Annotated in this window: 9 protein-coding genes, 1 tRNA gene and 2 pseudogenes; 6 read left to right on the top strand and 6 right to left on the bottom strand. The window is 61.2% G+C overall.

What is annotated here, in order from left to right; all coding sequences use genetic code 11:
- Nucleotides 1–7: 7 nt before the first annotated feature.
- Together SMD10_RS21290 and SMD10_RS21295 are read right to left on the bottom strand one after the other, a co-directional pair.
- Nucleotides 8–742: an RlmE family RNA methyltransferase gene (locus SMD10_RS21290; RefSeq protein WP_331687760.1), complete on the bottom strand. Its 735-nt coding sequence runs from the start codon at nt 740–742 to the stop codon at nt 8–10.
- Nucleotides 739–2,187 (bottom strand): Ppx/GppA phosphatase family protein, encoded by a 1,449-nt coding sequence (locus tag SMD10_RS21295; RefSeq protein ID WP_432757293.1) that lies wholly within the window; start codon nt 2,185–2,187, stop codon nt 739–741. Before SMD10_RS21295 ends, SMD10_RS21290 begins: the two co-directional genes overlap by 4 nt.
- A gap of 277 nt (nt 2,188–2,464) precedes the next feature.
- Between SMD10_RS21295 and SMD10_RS21300 the strand changes: the two genes are divergently transcribed.
- Both SMD10_RS21300 and SMD10_RS21305 read left to right on the top strand, forming a co-directional pair.
- Nucleotides 2,465–2,538: transfer RNA gene (locus SMD10_RS21300), tRNA-Gln, on the top strand.
- A 133-nt stretch (nt 2,539–2,671) separates the two neighbouring features.
- Nucleotides 2,672–2,872, top strand: a pseudogene (locus tag SMD10_RS21305) (DUF6538 domain-containing protein); the annotation flags it as partial.
- A gap of 21 nt (nt 2,873–2,893) precedes the next feature.
- On the opposite strand, the gene SMD10_RS21310 reads toward SMD10_RS21305, so the two are convergent.
- Nucleotides 2,894–3,016 (bottom strand): hypothetical protein, encoded by a 123-nt coding sequence (locus tag SMD10_RS21310; protein WP_331687769.1) that lies wholly within the window; start codon nt 3,014–3,016, stop codon nt 2,894–2,896.
- Nucleotides 3,017–3,256: 240 nt separating this feature from the next.
- Between SMD10_RS21310 and SMD10_RS21315 the strand changes: the two genes are divergently transcribed.
- Nucleotides 3,257–4,915, top strand: coding sequence for an integrase (locus SMD10_RS21315; RefSeq protein WP_331687770.1), 1,659 nt, complete (start codon nt 3,257–3,259; stop codon nt 4,913–4,915).
- 304 nt (nt 4,916–5,219) lie between these two features.
- Here SMD10_RS21315 and SMD10_RS21320 read toward each other — a convergent pair whose 3' ends face one another.
- Together SMD10_RS21320 and SMD10_RS21325 are read right to left on the bottom strand one after the other, a co-directional pair.
- Entirely contained in the window at nt 5,220–5,579 is a 360-nt protein-coding gene (locus SMD10_RS21320) for a hypothetical protein (RefSeq protein ID WP_331687761.1), read from the bottom strand.
- Between the two features lie 74 nt (nt 5,580–5,653).
- A complete protein-coding gene (locus SMD10_RS21325) occupies nt 5,654–6,991 on the bottom strand; it encodes a hypothetical protein (RefSeq protein WP_331687762.1) in 1,338 nt (445 codons plus the stop codon).
- Nucleotides 6,992–7,346: 355 nt separating this feature from the next.
- On the opposite strand from SMD10_RS21325, the gene SMD10_RS21330 reads away from it, so the two are divergent.
- The 3 genes and pseudogenes from SMD10_RS21330 to SMD10_RS21345 all read left to right on the top strand — a co-directional run bounded on the left by SMD10_RS21330 (nt 7,347) and on the right by SMD10_RS21345 (nt 12,278).
- Nucleotides 7,347–7,778: an antitoxin Xre/MbcA/ParS toxin-binding domain-containing protein gene (locus tag SMD10_RS21330; protein WP_331687763.1), complete on the top strand. Its 432-nt coding sequence runs from the start codon at nt 7,347–7,349 to the stop codon at nt 7,776–7,778.
- The gene (locus tag SMD10_RS21335) at nt 7,775–8,257 is read left to right on the top strand and encodes an RES family NAD+ phosphorylase (RefSeq protein ID WP_331687764.1); all 483 of its coding nucleotides are present in this window, start codon (nt 7,775–7,777) and stop codon (nt 8,255–8,257) included. Before SMD10_RS21330 ends, SMD10_RS21335 begins: the two co-directional genes overlap by 4 nt.
- A 404-nt stretch (nt 8,258–8,661) precedes the next feature.
- A pseudogene (locus tag SMD10_RS21345) lies at nt 8,662–12,278 on the top strand (YobI family P-loop NTPase).
- 418 nt (nt 12,279–12,696) lie between these two features.
- Here SMD10_RS21345 and SMD10_RS21350 read toward each other — a convergent pair.
- Nucleotides 12,697–14,685: a DNA cytosine methyltransferase gene (locus tag SMD10_RS21350; RefSeq protein ID WP_331687767.1), complete on the bottom strand. Its 1,989-nt coding sequence runs from the start codon at nt 14,683–14,685 to the stop codon at nt 12,697–12,699.
- Between the last annotated feature and the right edge of the window lie 761 nt (nt 14,686–15,446).

Here is a 15,446-nt window from a genome sequence, read left to right on the forward strand (position 1 = left end):
GCCGCCGTCAGCCCAGCGGCCCGGCCTCATCGTCGGCTCCGATCCCTGGATCATCGCCGCGCCGGCCCTTGAAGCCCTTGGCCAGGAGATAGAGCTCCACCGAGCCGTCGCGGGATGCGGGCGGCTTGACGTGATGCACGCTGCTGAAATGCTGCTTCAGCATGGTCAGGAGCTCGTTTTCGGTCCCGCCCTGAAACGTCTTCACCAGGAAGTGGCCGCCCGGCCTCAGCGTCTGCACGGCGAAATCGGCCGCGACCTCGCACAGATGCATGGTGCGCAGATGATCGGTGCGCCGATGGCCGGTGGTCGCAGCCGCCATGTCCGACAGCACGATGTCCGGCGCGCCGCCCAGTTCGTCGAGGAGCCGATCGGGCGCCGCGTCGTCGAGAAAATCCATCTGGATCAGCTTGGCGCCCGAGACGGGATCGACCGGCAGAATGTCGATGCCGACCAGACAGGCCCGCTCCTCGCTCGACCCGACCCGGTCCACCGCCACCTGGCACCAGCCGCCGGGCGCCGCGCCGAGATCGACCACGCGCATGCCCTTCTTCAGGAGATGGTAGCGGTCGTCGATCTCGAGCAGCTTGAAGGCCGCCCGCGAGCGATAGCCCGCCGCCTTGGCGCGCTGCACATAGGGGTCGTTCAGCTGGCGCTCCAGCCAGCGCCGCGATGACGGCTTCAGGCCATGCTTTTTCTTGATGCGCGTCGTCAGATTGCGGCTGCCGCCGTGCTTGGCACTCATACGCGTTGTCTCATTCGATCGGATCCCCGACGGCGCCAGACGCCGTCGGCCACCATCATCTCGGTGAGCAGGCCCTCGCGCAGTCCCCGATCGGCGACGCGCAACATCTTGGCCGGCCAGGCCCGCCGGATCGCTTCCAGAATAGCACATCCCGCCAGCACCAGATCGGCACGATCGCTGCCGATGCAGGCATTGGCCACTCGCTCCTCGAACGACCAGCCGGCGATCTTGCCGATCAGCCGGTCGATGTCGTCGTGGTTGAGCCAGATCCCGTCGACCTGCCGCCGGTCGTAGCGCTCGAGATTGAGATGAACCCCTGCCAGCGTCGTCACCGTGCCGGACGTGCCCAGCAGGTGGAACGCGTCGCTGCCCACGAGATCGGCCAGACGCGAGCGTCCGGGGAAGCGCTCGATGCGCTCCAGAACCTCCTGGATCATCAGTTCGAAGGTCTCGGGCGACACGTCGCGGCCGCCATGGCGCTCGGCCAGGGTGACCACGCCGATCGGCAGCGACGTCCAGGCGACGATGCGATTCGATAGACGCCGCGTGTAGCCGGGCCGCAGGTCGAGCAGCGCAATCTCCGAGGATCCGCCGCCGATGTCGAACAGCACGGCGCCCTTGGCACCGCGATCCACTAGCGAACCGCAGCCCGAGACGGCCAGGCGCGCCTCGGTCTCGCGACTGACGATCTCGAGATCGAGCCCGGTTTCCGCCTGCACGCGCTCGATGAATTCCTCGCCATTGGCGGCGGCCCGGCAAGCCTCCGTGGCAATCAGCCGCGAGCCCGCGATGGAGCGTGCCGCCATCTTCTGGCTGCACACGATGAGCGCCGCCAGCGCGCGGTCCATGGCGGGTGCCGCCAGCCGGCCGGTGCGGCTCAGCCCCTCGCCCAGCCGCACGATTCGCGAGAACGCATCGATGACGCGGAACTGGCCGGGACGGGTGGGAATGGCGATCAGCAAGCGGCAATTGTTGGTGCCGAGATCGAGAGCCGCATAGGCCGGAGGGCGCGACGTCCCCGGCCCCGCGCTCCGCGCCGGCACAGACCTGTCGTGTCCCGGTCGGTGAGGCTGCGCAACGGCGGCCGGCGGCTTCGGCTCGACCTTGGCGGCCGGCACCTGCTCGGCTGCGGCATGGCCTGCGTACCGTCGACGGCGCGACTTGTGCGCGGGCTTCGGCGCAGGCGGCGCCGCAGGCTCGGTCTCGGCCTCCTGCGCCTTGGCCGCTGCCGAACGGCGGCGGCGGCGGCGCTTCTGGCGTTTCGTCAGCCCGCCGTTGAAGGCGGCACTGGCGGGCGCGCCGTCGGCGGCATGATCCGCCTGCGCGGATGCGTCTTCGTCATGGGAGCTTCCGCCGGACGGCGGTGTACCGTTCGGTGCCGGGTTTCCGAAAGACTTGGTCTCGGACCCTTTCCTATCGTGGACAGGTGCTGTCGGCGGATACACTCTCCCGTGTTGCTCACGGATGTTCACTCTGATCTCTCCGGCGCCGGGCTCGAAGGCCGCGCCAATCTCGGCTTTGTTATATGGAGTGTACCAAGCCGCTACGGAAGCACAAGGGCACCGCCCTTTTCGCCGAAGCCAGCCGGAAAGCCGCTTTTGCGCCGGCCGGAGAGATCCGAACACCGTTTCGCTGGACCGCTGCGAAAACGCGCCGCAGAGGGTTCACAACGGCCGATTTGATCGCTATATAGCGGCCCGTTCGGCACCCGCCGTTCCCTGCTGGGGGATAGTTTAAGGGTAGAACAGCGGACTCTGACTCCGTTAGTCTTGGTTCGAATCCAGGTCCCCCAGCCACTTCTCTTCGGAGAAGACGCTAATCTCTTCGGAGAAGACGCTAACCTTCTGTAATCGCTGCCGTTTTCAGGCACTGAGAATCCCTCTCTGCGCTTCTGGAAGCCGTGTGGCCCACACCTGTGGCTCAGAGATGATGCCCAAAAGGCTCGTCCTGGACCCGGCAGAGGGTTCATCAGCGGTGACGATTCGTCATGCGGTCAGCAATCTCGAGCGACGCGGCAACGTCTTCTATTGGCGCGCCCGTATCCCGGCTCGCTTCTCCTCCATCACGCCGAATGCGCGCCTTTCCCTCAGCCTGCGATTGTCGGACCACGGCAAGGCGGTTTACATGGCCCGTCGTCTCAACACCCTGCTCTCAGGGCTCGCCGCCCGATCCACAGCTTCCATGACCGCCAAGGACCAACTCGACACACTCTTCCGCGCCGAGATCGAGCGAATGACCGCCCATCTCGACGACGTCGCGTTCGCCGCCCGTCATGCCGGACGCTTCGACGACGTTCGCGAAATGGAAGCCGACATCGAGGTGGGTTGGGCCTATCGCCTGCTGCAGCTTTTCGGAACCGGACGATCGCTAGCCTTCGACGAAGAGTGTCCAGGTCGCGCCATGCTCGTGCGACACGGGATCCCGGCCCCGCACATCGACGCGGTGGCGGCGACCTTTCGCGCTGAACAGAAAGGCGCGCAGACGCCCGTCTTCGATCGCGACGTCCGCCGACAGATGGCCGATGTCGGCCTCCCGGATACGCTCGCCAATCGCGAACGCGCCAAAATCGAGATCTTCCGCGCCAAGGCCGATGCCCTGTTGGCGGTCGGTGAGCGCTGGCCCTTGATCGACCGCAGGCAGAATGCACTGACCGCCTCGACGCTTCCGGAAGAGGAACGTCCCCTCGCCTCTTTCGAACAAGAGGTCGTGCCGCAAGCCGTAGACCGTGCGGAAGCGAAGGAGATCACGCAGCCCGCACAGCAGCAGGAGCCAGAGGCTCCGCCTCACGATTTGCCGATCACCCCGGCGAACGAGATCAACGGAGGCACTTCGCCTGATCCAGAGTCCTCGACGGCATCAACGGTCGCCCCAGAAAAGGCCGCGGCTCTAACTGAGGCTGAGCCCCACGCCAGCGCTTCGGCCACGGAGGTTGGAGAGACACGTCCAGTTCTTCGTCTCGCCGACTTCGAGGCCGAGTACAAAAGGCTGCGCAAGAACAAGGGCGAGAACTGGACCGAGGAAACCGCAAAGGATGCTTACGTCCTCGTAGCGACCCTCCGCGACGTTCTCGAAGAGCACGGTGTCACGCACTCCGGTGAAATCCGCCAGCACCACATCGCGGCCTTGCGCCAGCACTTCAACGACGTTCCGACCAAGTACGGCCAAAGCGCGCATCTACGCACCCTGAAACCAACGGCCCTGCGCGCCTTCGCCGCCACGCAACGGGCACTGGCGGAACAGCGCGGGGAGCCGCCCTATCCCGTCGGACTGTCCGCCGCCACGATCCGCAAGCATCTCGGCAATCTCGATACGTTTCTGCGCCATCTTCGCGCGAGCGGCTACGCCATCGGCGAATGGGAATTGCGCGATCTGCGCCCTGCCAAGCCGAAGGCCGGAACCATCCGTCTGCAGCAGATCAAGCCGCCACCGCGGACGGTGCGTCCTATCTTCGACCTTCCCGTGTTCACGGGATGCAAGGACGAGTTCAATTTATCCCGGCCGGGAAAGCAGGTTTTCCACGGTGCCTGCTATTACCTGCCAATGCTCTTCACCTATCTCGGCGCCCGGCGAAACGAGTTTGCCGGGCTGGCCGCGAACGATATCATCGAGACGGAAAACGGCCCGGCGATCCACATCCGCAAGAACGCGTTTCGCGGCATCAAGAACGCGCAATCCGATCGCATGCTGCCGATCCTGGACGAACTCCTTCGCCTCGGATTCCTCGATTACGTCGCCGCCGTCAAACGCCTGGGCCATCAGCAGCTCTTTCCCGAACTCTATTCGCCAAATCTCAAGACGAACGACCCGGGCGATCGCTTCTACAAGGACTTCATCCCGCTGTTGAAGACGGCGCCGGATCTGGCAGATGGCCTGTGGGACAGGACGATCCATGCCTTCAGGCATGGGCTGGCCGACACGCTCAAGCAATCCGGCGTGGAGCTGGGGATCATCGACGACCTGTCGGGTCGCCTCGGGTTCGGCGAAACGCAAATTCGCTACACCAACCCGGCCGGGCTGCCCCTGCTGCGGGAAAAGCTTCGAACCTACCCCGTCATCACAAACCATCTGGAACCGCGCCCCATCCATCTCCTGCCATGGGTCGTCTCAAAGGACCTTCCGCCCTGGGCGGGGAGAAGCCCAGGCGATCGGTTTCGCAAACCCAAGAAGCCTTGAGGATACGAAGGGAAGAGCATGCCAACGCGGCGAGGCTACATGGCCTCGTCGAAGACGCGAAAATCGGCCGAGAATTTTGCCGCCGTCGAAACGAGCCGACTTCAAGATTTTCGATTCAGACTGCAACGCCGTTTGCAGAAGTAATGGGGGCGTTTAGCGTGAAGAGACCAAACGGCGTTTGCAGAACCCGACCCAGGGAAGGCTCCGGCCGATAAGTCGTGGGGGCATAAGTTGGGGGCGACCAAGGCTGCAGAAGCGCTTCCGAACCTTGGTCGATATCGAAGCCGCAGAAACAAGCGGCCCGCTACTCGGCGCCCACCTCGGAGGTCGGCTCAGCCAAATGCGGCTTGCGGCGGAAGTCCCAGCCGTCTTCATACTTGTCGATGAGACTGTCAAACCGAAGTTGGCTTTCCTTCTGATCGAAGCCCTGCTCGACCAGACGAAGCACGACCCCCTTCCGGATATTCATCAGGCCGTGGTGGTCGTCGTTTTCCAACAGCAGCGTGATGATCCAATTGAGAAGAACGCGCGCGATGTCGTCCCGCGACGGACGGCGGCGCTCCTTCTGCTTCTCGCGATACCCTCGCTGATAGTCCGCTTGGGCCTCATTGCGCCGTTGGCGCCTGTCGGAGGCTCCCGAGTTGCCGATCTTCGATGATGTCATGATGCGTCCTTGCCCGATCGCTCACGGCATCGCGGGCCCGTCTGAAGGCGGAGCCGCGATGCCACGAAAGCCACCTACCGCTCAGACCCGGGTTGCGGACGCGCCGACTCCGTCGGCATCGGTGGAGAGGTCAGCGATGTCCGGCGGTTTGAACGAAGCCCCGCCTGGGCCGCCGGCCGCGGAGCCTGCGCAGCCGACGCCTCGTCGGAAGCGGCAGCGCCGTCGCGTTCATCGTCATCCGACGCGGTCGGGTCGTCGACCAGATCCGGCAAATTATCCTCGGCCGGGGCTGCTGCGTCGATCTGGTCCATTGCGGAAATGTTTTCCGCCTCGCCCGGCTCCAGCTCGGCATCGGCGGCAACGACCTCGGCTTCGGCGTTCTCCAATGCGTCATCCGCCTCGTCGTCCGCAACGTCCTCTTCTTCCGCGTCGGCGTAGACGGCGTCCGCATCCGCGTTCACCTCCGGAGCGCGCGGCTCGATCGGCGTTCCATCCAGGGCGAAAGCCAGCAGCGGCATGAGGCGATCGGCGACCCATGCCTTCAGCTCGCTGGACTCCGGCCAGTGTTCCCGGTTGCCGAGCTTGCCAAGCAGCCCATGAAGCTCCGTCCAGGGACTGTCGGGCAAGTCGCGGTGGCTGTGCGTGGCCGTCCCGCGGAGAGTCTCCGGATCGATTTCGCAGAGCAGTTCCGTCAATTCGCGATGGCAGAGCCGCGCGGGCAGCTCCAGGGCCGTCCAAAGGTCTTTCTTGGACAGCCGCTTCTTTCCGGCCGCTTCGAGCGCCTCCTCGAAGGTCACCCGGATCAACTGGAGCCCGGCCTCAAAGCTCTTCTGCTGGCGCGCAGCCTTGGCGGCGGCGAGCGCCTTCAGCCCCTTGGCACCGCCGCGCCGCTCCGGCGCCAGCGGCTCGCCGTCCGCCCCGGAATCGCCCGCGACCATCTCGGCGACCTCGCGCACCTTGAGGCGGCGGCCGTCCTTGAAGACGGTGATCACCGTGTCGATGGTCTCCGCGTCCGCGGCCGCAATCTTGAAGAGGACCGACGGCGGGATGTTGTAGTCGATGCACTCGTCCTGACGGCCGCTGAGCTCGCGGTGAACGGCGCGGAGGTTGCGGGCGTGGCGGGTCGAGATCTCGCACTTGCGCTTCACCCAACCTTCCAGGGCCTTTTCCGGCAACAGCTCGGCCGCCTCCTCGAGATACGCTCCGAATTCGAAGACCTGCTCGGTGGTCTTGCGGCCGAGCTGGTGAACGCGATCGAGGAGCGTGTCGAGACGCCGCCGCTCCTGCTCGTTCAGCTTGTCGATGGCCTCTTGGGTGGCGTCCGCCTTGCGCTTGCGTCCGCGGATCTTGCCCTGGGCGGTCTTCGTGTCGGCGGCGATCTCGTGGGTTTGCTTGCTGTTGTCCTTGAACATGGTTGGTCCTATTGCCGCCGGAATTGGCGGGACGCGGGTTGTGCGTCCGCAGGACCTGACAGGACATAAAGAGAACAATTCGAATTTGAGTGATCCCGCACCGAAGACGTAGACCAAGGGCGCAAATCATCGGGGACAAAGCCACCATTCTGCCGCGCCGAATTGGGATAAGTCATGAATTCGCAAGGAGCTTTTCCTTAAGCTCCGCTCCCCCCGTTCTCCGGGCCTTGCGACATTCCGCCACAGAACAAGAATCCGCACGGCGGGACGCGCCCCTTTCGGCCAACAGCTTGCGCCTCTGGCGTTCGCTCCCATATGAGGCTATATTTTGCCTCATATGATACGGAGCGGATCGATGCAGGCTTATGGAGATGTGGTTGCCGTTCTCGGGCTTTCCGGCGATGTCGCCATCGCCGCCTCGCCCTTCCGTCTGATGGCGAGCATCGAGAAGGGCCTTCCCGTCGCGGCGCTCGACCGGGTGGCGCGGCTTCTCGCCCCTGAAGATGGGCAATTCAAATACCGTCTCGTGCCGAAGGCGACCTACGAGCGGCGCAAGAGCGCCCACCGCCTGTCAACGGACGAAGGCACGCGGCTGGCGCGCGTCGCCCGGGTCTGGAGCCTCGCCGTCGATGTCTGGAAGAGCGAGGAGGAAGCGCGCGACTTCCTGTTCCGCCCGCACGCGATGCTGGAGGACATGCGGCCGATCGATGCCGTCATGCGCGGAGAGATCGGCGCTGAGCTGGTGATGGATATTCTCGGACGGCTGAAATACGGCATCGCGGCGTGACCGCCCAGCGCCTGGACCGCACGCTGAAGGCCTACCGGATCGGCGATCCCGCCGGGACCTATCCAATCTTCGACGCCACCGGATCGACCCTTGCGCCCGGCCGCTGGAACACGCCCGGCAGTCCGATGATCTACGCAGCCGAGCATTACTCGACGGCGCTTCTGGAAAAGTTGGTGCACGGCAGCGGCCGCCTGCCGCCGAACCAGCATTATGTCGAGATCACCATCCCGCGCGACGCGTCCTACGAGATCTTCTCGCCCCCCACCCTGCCCGACTGGGATTCGATGCCGCCGATCGTCAGCAAGACCTTCGGCCATCAATGGCACGCCGAACGCCGCAGCCTCGTCCTGCTCGTCCCAAGTGTCGTCGCCCGCCTCGACCGCAACGTCCTGATCAACCCGCAGCACCCGGAGTTCGCGACCATCGAGGTTGGCCTTAACGAACCCGTCTATTGGGATCGGCGGCTGTTCGGGGCGTGATGGTAGCGACGGGATGTAGGTTCAGCAGCAGCGAGGCGGCGACCGCAAACGGCGTTTGTGCCGGTAACGAAGATCCCGAATTGAGAATCGAATGCACCCGGTTTGGAAACGACCGCCCAAAACTCCGCAACGCCTGCGCCGAACTATGCAACACCGATCTTGAGCTTCGTAACGCCTGCCTGTCGCCCAGAATCGGAAATGCGCAACTGATGTCGATGCGTTTGCCGTTGCGGGCAATTCGATTTGACTGAAACTGCAGAGGAATCCGTTATCGGCTGACCGGTGGAAGACACGCAACGCAAGCACGTCTCCCCGTAGCACAGCCGAGTTCTAACTCCGCTTGCCTGACAGGCCTATGGCAATGGCTGTAAGCCATGGCCAGCTTCGACTTGATCGCAGACGTCATGCTAGGTAGCCCTGTTCCAAACCGCTGCGGGAGGGGCGCAAAATTGACTATTCAGAAATTGAATCGGTTTTTGCAATTTATACTACGCAAATCGCCTAAACTGGTAACCGATACCAAATTTATAGATCTCGCGCCCACCGCTAATGCCGACAACGCGAGTATCTATTTTGAGGCACTCGACTACGCCACCAACAATGACCAAGTGCTCAACATTGCACTAACCGGACCTTATGGTTCGGGAAAAAGCAGTGTCATTAAGTCATTTCTAAAGAGATACCCACGAGCACCACTGCAGCTCTCTCTGGCATCATTCCTACCAGACGGAGAGGTTCCGGGATTGCGTGTAAGCAAACAGGAGATCGAACGAAGTATATTACAACAGATACTTTATGGAGTTGACGCGGACAAGCTACCGTTTTCGCGCTTCAAGCGGATACAGATCCCCAAGCCACTCTCCGTCGCTACCTCGCTCTTCATTACAGTCGGCTTGGCTTGCTCCTGGTATCTGTTCAGCCAGCGGGTTGACATCGTATCCGGAGCCTTTTTTCATCCTGTGAAACTTTCCAAATGGTTCAATTACCTGTGCTTCTGCATTGTCTCTGCGTTCTCATGGAAGGTTATCCACAGCGTCTACACAACCAGCTTTGGTCTCTCACTGAAAAGCATCTCGCTAAAGGACGTCCAGATCGCCCCGGCGGCGGCAAACGAGGAATCAATACTAAATAGGCATCTCGACGAGATATTGTACTTCTTTCAGTCCACCAATTATGACCTCGTCGTCATCGAGGACCTCGATCGCTTCGAAAATCCAGATATCTTTGTCACTCTCCGTGAGATCAATGGACTCATCAATGCCAACGAAGGAATCAAGCGCCGCGTCCGATTCCTCTACGCCCTGCGAGACGATATTTTCGCCAACACCGACCGGACCAAGTTCTTCGAGTTCATCGTACCCATTATCCCCGTCATCAATCACTCGAACTCAATCGACAAGGTTTTGGAGCAAGGACAGCGCATTGATCTGGACCCGAAGCTAAATAGGCAGTTCGTGCGGGAAGTCTCGCGATATCTGTCCGACCTACGGCTGATCCGAAACGTCTTCAATGAGTACGTGATCTATGCGGCCAATCTCAAGCAGACAGCGAGGGGCTGCTCGATCCGAACAAGCTTCTTGCCATCTTGATCTACAAGAATGTCATCCCAAGGGATTTTGCTGCCCTTCACCGGCAAGAAGGCGTGCTGTCGCAGGTGCTAGGACGCTACGAGCAATACGTATCGAAGATCGAGGGAGAAATCCGCGATGAGATTTCTGAGATCGAGATCGATCTCAAGACTGTAGAGGCGCAGGCCTTGAGAGATCAGTCTGATCTACGGAAAGTCTACGCGATGGAGATTATCGCGCGCATTCCACCCGAATATAACACTATACAAACCTCAAATGGCAACGTCAATCTGGGGGATCTTCCTGAAAGCGATACACTAGAGTCGATCATCGCTCAGAAATCTGCTTCGGTCATCGGAATATACAGGGGGCGACAGACGATACAATTTCCAGATCTCGAAGAGTCGTTGGATCCCTTTCAATCTTTTACCCAACGCAAGAAAACCCTTGGCCAAAAAACGGAAAAGTTCAAGCAGAGCTCGGAGAAGCGAATAAAGGATCTAAAGGCGCAGCTCGCATCGCTGCGTACGAGACGATTCAATGAGGTTGTACGCGAGAACGCCGACCTAATCGATCAGATTTTTGCCGAGGTCGGCGAGAGCCGCGAACTTCTTAAATATCTCATCCTCGAAGGCTACCTCGACGATACTTACTACCAATATATCTCGCTATTCCATCGCGGACGGCTATCTCCAAACGACAACAATTTCCTCATCCAAATTCGCGCCTACAACAACCCTGGACCGGACTTCCCGATTGACAACACCGCGGAGGTGATCGCCTCGATGAGGGATGAAGACTTCGCGCGCAACTATGTGCTCAACCGGTTCATCGTCGATCATCTGCTCTCGGATACCGAGACTAGTTCGCAGCATGTTTCCAATGCGGCGGATTTCATGGCCGCTCACTTCTCGACCTGCGGAGACTTCTTTCGCAGCTACTATGCGAAAGGCACCCAGGTGGAGAAGCTCATACAGACCTTGGCCGAACGATGGCCGAACTTTGCTGCTGTTGCGTTGGACGGCGCGGATGGCGCGTCACATGCAGCTCGAATCCTGGCTTACGCGCCGGAGAAGTTTCTAAGGAGCGGGTCGAACGCCGGCGCGCTAAAGTCGTTCTTGTCCGACAGCACGCGTCAGGTTCTCGCGGAGGGACTCGATTTTGATATTGGCCGCCTCCGCTCGCTAGCGGTCGAGATTAGCGACGTAGAAAGCCTTGCAGATTTTCCGAGCGCTCTAGCGTTCGTCGCGCAGGAAGGTCTCTATCGCATTTCGATCGACAATATTAGGCACATCCTCGGTCACGTCGTTGGTTGGCAGAATATCGGCGACCTCGAAAAGCGACACTTTTCAACCCTTAAAAAAGCGAACGATGCAGCGCTGCTCAAGCGCATCTATGCAGATTTTCCAATGTACGTCAGTGACGTACTCCTAACGCTTGCGGCGAACACCGACGAGGACGTATCGGCCATACTAGAAATCCTCACTCATGAAGACGTCGAGCATGACTCGCGTGTTGAATTCTTGAATAGGCAAGCGGCCATCTTTCCAAATTTTGACGATATTCCCGCTGCTTTCCATCAGATCGTTCTGAAAGAACAGCGGGTCGAGGTTACCTGGGAAAACTGCCTCGGGTTCATGACTAGCGATGCGTACAACCCAGACCTGCTGACAGAATTTCTTCAGGATAGCAAAACGGCATCGACGCTTTCACGACAGTCGATTCCAGGCGACGAGGCGTCGTTCTCGCTACGCCAGTTCATCATAGGGAATAACGCCCTCGATTCACACGTCTACCGATCATATGTCCGCCAACTGCCGAAATTCTTCAATCAGTTTCCCGAGGTAGACGATAGTAAGATTAAGGTCTTAGTAGAAGAGCGCAAGATCAAGTTCACTCCAGAGACCTTTTTAAGCGTGCAGAACGCTGATCTTCAAGTTTTGTTCGTCGCGACGAATTTCCCCGCATACGAGGCAGAGCAAGGTCAATATTCGATCGACGATGGCTTCCGCGCCAAGCTGCTTCGCTCGGGGATTACGGACCCTCAGAAGCTAAGACTCATCAGCGACATGGACGAGGCATACGTCGCCGGTGCTCCTTCAGTGGCGGCTGACATTGGCCCACTCCTTGATAGGTCCCCGATCGAGGAGCGCGGCTACAGCGCCGATTTCGTCAAATCGGTGATCGTTCACTCGCGCGCCATTAAGGTTCAGATATCGTTGTTCAATAGGCTGCACCCTGCCCTCTCGGACGCAGAAGTCCGTGAGGTACTGCGAAGACTGCCTGGGTCGTTCCGAGACATCGCCACGTACGGTAGAGCGCCTAAAATCGAAAGCAGCGACGTGAACCGGAAACTCGCCATATGGCTGAAGGAGCGCAAGATCATCTCCTCGTTCAGCGATACTCTCCTCGGTGGGGGGATCAGGATTCACACCTTCAAAAAAGAGCCTTGAGTTCGCAATACCTTCCATACCCTTACTTACTGCACCTGCTGCTACACTCCCGCCTCCGGCAACTGCGGCCATCCTAAATCTATCTTGGTCCCTATAACTGGGATGGCCGTTGGACCACTTCCGCTGTCCCGCGACTATCGCGGTACCCGACTCGTTGTTGAATTTTCCAAAAGCGGACGTTCCCCTTTCCGCCCAAGACTGCCTTTCACAATGGGGCGATAGCGGCAAAGTTTTCCGCTCCGACCTCAACTGCAGCGCCAGTCGGATCACTCGCCGCCGCGACACTTGCCATCATCGGCAACCTATCTCGATTAGCCGTTTAGATCATTGATTTTATTGACAGAGCCCCCTCAGAAGAGCGCGCGACTATTCGGCCGCATCGAGCGAGAAGGCATCGTCGCGCTCCCCTTCCTCCTGCTCACCCCCCGCTCCTGTTCAGCCACGCAACGTCGACCTTGGGCACCAGCGGTGCAGCGACGGCGGTGGCAATGTCGATCTCCTCCCCGGAGAGAGCCCGCTCGATTGCCAAGCCCATCTTGCGCGCCATCCGCGGCGGGAAGGCGTTGGCGATCTGGTGGAGTTGCTCTTCGCGCGGGCCCCTGAACTCCCAATCGTCCGGAAAATCCTGCAGGCGGGCCAGCATCGGCAGCGTCAGCCGCGGGTTCCCTTCGAAGTTTCTGCTCGGCGCCAACGGGTCGATGTAGTTCGGATCGACGCCGAGCTTCCGCCAGGCTTCCCTCGCCCCAGGCTGGCCAAGATCCAGTCCCTGTTTGCCCTTGCTGCCGCCGATGATGGTGGGGGCGTGACCGCAGGCGTGCTTCGCCCATTCCTCTGCGCCTTTCCAGCCGCGCGCCGCCATCAGGTCGTAGAGCGCCTCGCCAACCGTCTGCTTCGGAATGTCGACGATGGTGGGCCAGCGGAAGCGGTGGAAGCTGCCGCGCTCCATGGCGACGAGGATGGCGCGCTGGCGGTTCTGCGCCATGCCGAAGTCGCGCCCGCGCACGATCCGCCACTCGATGTCGTAGCCGAGGCCCTTTAGTGCGGCTAACACCACACGGCGGCGTTCGGCGTGGGTGACGTGGAGGATGGCAATGACGTTCTCGATCATCACCACGCGCGGCCGCACCTCGGCGATGATCTCCAACGCCCGCTCGAAGAGATCGCGCGCGTCGGCCGCGCCCCGTCTCTCTCCCGCCGACGAATAGGGCTGGCACGGCAGGCCGGCGGCGAGCACATCCACGCCCCTGAAGGGACTGAAGTCGAGTTTTGTGACGTCGGTCTCGATCACAGGCCAGCCCGGCTCGTTGTGGCGGAGCGTCGCGGCGGCATGGCGGTCGAACTCGACCAGCCCGACATGGCGGAAGCCGGCCGCATGCAGCCCCAGCGCCTGACCGCCGGCCCCGGCACAGAGTTCGAGCACACTGAATTGGTAGGGATGAGACGGGCGATACTGCTTCGTGCGCGGCAGCCCATCCAGGGGCACGACGGTGCCCGCCTGGCTGCAAGCGACGCGGCGGTCCATCGGCTGTCTCAATTCCTGCCCCTGAGCCCAGACGAGGACATCGTGGAACGAGGTCTCGATCCACAGCGGGTGCGTTTCGGGCCAGGACCAGTCTTCTTCCAGGCACAAGCGCTTTTCGGCCAGATCGCCAAGCACAGCCTTGACCGTCGGCCAATCGTGCTCGCCCGGGGTCGATGGCGTCACAAGGAACTTGGTGGGAACGAGGGCGGTCAGCTTCCGCAGAAGGAGAGCGGCCTTTGCCGCCAGCGCCTCGACACGCTGCTGAGTTTCCTGCGAGCGATCGTCGGGCGACGTCTCGTTGTAGAGCGCGGCAAAATCGTTGGTCAGCGCCAGGAGATCCCGCTGGAACGCCTGGATATGCTCCTCGGCCCGGACGCGGACGGCGCGGCGCAGCTCGATGACAGCCGACGTCGTGCGGTCGCCGGAGGCGACCTCCTCCCCCGCCATCACATCCTGCCGGAGCGCCCGCAGATCGATGTCGGAGAGATCCCGACCGGCGCGGAGCATCGAGATCGCTTCGAGCCGGACCGGCTCCGGCTCGCGCGCTAGGCGCAATACGAGGTCGTCGCCGACGGCGCGCTCTTCGAAGACATCACGGTGGGCGCCGAGGAGATCAGCGACCTTCAGAAACGTGAGCGCCCGGGACCGGGGAAGCTCGCATTCATGCTGAAGAAAAGCGATCAGCTCCTTCTTCGGCATCTCGCGCGCCAGAGCGGCGCACTCCTCAGCAAAATCGAAGGCGGCTTTCGTGGCTCGGCGGCGCTTCTCCACTGTAGAGCGCGACAGTTTCTGCAGCCTGACGTCGAGCGCGCGTTGGACGGAATCGACCGAGGGTGCGCCGCTCTTTGAACCAGATTTCGCCTCCGCCGCCGCTCGCCTCGCCATTTCTTCGCCCCCACAAACCTAAGTGAGCCTTCCTATGCCTCCTGGGCACTTCCGGTTCGGTTGTGGAAATCGGTAAATTGCTCCCATCCGCGCCAAATGGCCGCAAGGCACGAACGTCGTTGGCTGCTGCAACGGCTTTCCGGATTTCGGCAACGGCGGTCCAGACGTGGGAATCGCGAGGTCAAGCTTTGGAAACGTCGGACTTGATCTCTGAATCGCCAATCCAGAGGTCGGCAACGGAAATGCGCAACTCGTCCTGACGCGTGATAACGTTTAGGTACTTCCATCTGACTTACCGTCGGTCCGCGCGTCAACGACGTTTGCCACCGCAACGTTGATCCAGACTTCGGAATCGCCGGCGTTGAGTTCGGAATCGCGAATGCGCAATTTGTTTCGAATGACGTTGCGCACACCTCGAAGGAGGTCGCCCGCGGTTCAATGACGGCTAAGTTCGGGCAAATGGGGTTCTGGGAGCCTGCCGCGATGGATACCCTCGATGCTGGCGACGAGACAGTGCGGCGGGCTGCAGCTTCTCGTCCGAGCGAGGATCTCGCCATTCCGCCAAACCGTGAAGCGGAAAACATTTCCGCTTAGCGCCCATCTCGGCCGTTAAGGTTAGCTTTGCCAATGCCTAATACCGCTGAGCCTATGAAGTGACCGCCTTGATCCAGGGATAGTTGCAGAGCGAGATGATGCGCTCAAGATTTTCGGTGGCGCGGTTCCAGGCTTGGCAGCAGGCGTCGATGATGGCGGCCTGATCG

The sequence above is a fragment of the Consotaella aegiceratis genome (genome assembly GCF_036541425.1).
GTDB lineage: Bacteria > Pseudomonadota > Alphaproteobacteria > Rhizobiales > Rhizobiaceae > Consotaella > Consotaella aegiceratis.